Below are 1,801 nucleotides of genomic sequence, written 5' to 3'. Positions count from 1 at the left end.
ACACATATACTAATTAATGTATCTGACACTTTTGAAAATGCGTTATCCCACGCCATGAAAGTCTATAATTGGCAAGGGTTTGGACTTGCAGTTTATAAAAATTATGCAGACTTCCCAACAAAGACCGAAATTGAAAAGCGACGGATAGTTTTCGACTTGATAAAGCAAGGATTGAATGATATTGCAGAAGTTGATAAATTAGACAGAAAAACACTCAATGAAGTTTTAGACGAAGTAGAAAAAAGCATTAAACAATAAATGCCGAACGCACATGATAAGATGACTGATAAACCCGTTGGCGGAATTAAAGCAGAAGAAACTGCAATAGAATTTTTCAATAAACAACAGCAACCAACGACAAAACTCAGTACACGCTTTTCGAAATTGGTTCGTCATAAGCGTCTCCTAATTTTTCAAAGTCGTCTTGTAACCAATACCAATGTTTCCCTTTGTTTTGGTAGAGTTTTATCAATAATTCAGTAAAATCTTTCGCAACAATTGCAGAGTCGCCTTGTAACGAATGAGTTTCATAGAAACTATCATAACATTGTCCATTTCGTTCACCTGTCAAGTCAATACTAATATATTGGCTTATCTCATCAACTTTTGCTATTAAATACCATTCGTTACAAACTTCACCTTCAAGTTCTTCCCAAATAGCATCGTCTTTTGGATACAAATATTTATTTGTCGGAATAAAATCTTCTCGTCCAACAATCGTTATTCCATATGGTTCGCTTTCAAATAATTTAATTCCGTCTGTCAATTCGTAAAACTCTTTTAAGTCGCCAGGAATATTTGTCGGTAAAGCAATTTCTTTGTCCGCAGGTCTGACTTCACAGTTCTCGTCCTGCTTAATTAAGTTTATAAGTTCTGTTATATTCATTCTCTATATCAGGGTTGAAATAGTTGTTAACTCCAATACTTGTCATATATATGGATCTTTTACAGATAGTTAGTAAATTACTTTGAGATTTTGGTAATGTCGCTGTGAAGTTGTTTACTTTTTGCTTCTCTATAAAAGTGTTTTCTATTTGTGGAATTGGATGTTGGGTAATTATTGTCAATGCTTTATCGATATCTTTGAGATTCACGTATCCATTCGCGATTGGCTACCCTATATTCAGCTTCTTCCCTCCATCGTGATGGAGTATCTGATTGAAGTTGTTCTAATCTTGCGATTTGTTCATCTCTTGTTTTCATAACTCATTCATTTATATATTCAAAAAACATCTTCATCAACAATTCCGTTTTCAAGTAGAAAGTTGCGAACCTTCTCTATTGGATATCGTACTGCCCATAAACGACCATCGTCTGTTATCCTATCTATATTCATAAATAAATATGCATTGTATTTAATGCAAATATAACATCAACTAACCGATTTTACCCAATCTTCGTTGAACAAATTTCCCCTGCGGTATCTTCGTTGTTACTTTATTTTTTCTTTTTATCTTTAAAAAGCAAAACGGTCAGCAGTGTAGTCGAATTTTAACTAGTGGCCTTGTCCCTGTAATATTGCCATCGCATTTATTTATCTAATTTTTTAAATAATGAATCAGAATTCAACTACTGATTCGGATTAATACAATTTTCACATTAGGAAACATCTCCGAAGTTATTTTTTTAATAAATGAATAAGACCCTCTTCTTTTATAAACCTGAGTTCGGGATAAGAAAAGTTTAAAAAGAATGGGTAATATCCGTTTTATTTATTATCTTTATGGTTGACAATCAATCAGTTAACAAATAAACACGATATGATTACCCAGGACAAATTTATAGAAATTTATTGTATTGC

2 protein-coding genes are annotated in these 1,801 nt (G+C 32.7%); one reads left to right on the top strand and one right to left on the bottom strand.

The annotated features are described in order from the left end of the window. Nucleotides 1-258, top strand: a 258-nt coding sequence (locus D0T60_RS18370; protein ID WP_203558378.1) for a hypothetical protein, incomplete at its 5' end; no start/stop codon positions are given. 106 nt (nt 259-364) lie between these two features. On the opposite strand, the gene D0T60_RS18365 is transcribed toward D0T60_RS18370, so the two are convergent. Then, nucleotides 365-886 (bottom strand): SMI1/KNR4 family protein, encoded by a 522-nt coding sequence (locus D0T60_RS18365; protein ID WP_163219921.1) that lies wholly within the window; start codon nt 884-886, stop codon nt 365-367. Between the last annotated feature and the right edge of the window lie 915 nt (nt 887-1,801).

The sequence above is a fragment of the Bacteroides sp. 224 genome, assembly GCF_010500995.1.
Taxonomy (GTDB): Bacteria; Bacteroidota; Bacteroidia; order Bacteroidales; family Bacteroidaceae; genus Bacteroides.
This window is presented reverse-complemented; position numbering and strand designations above follow the sequence as displayed.

What these genes read in the sequence shown, in the direction of transcription:
- D0T60_RS18365 (WP_163219921.1), bottom strand. Translation starts at nt 886, where the DNA reads ATGAATATAACAGAACTTATAAACTTAATTAAGCAGGACGAGAACTGT.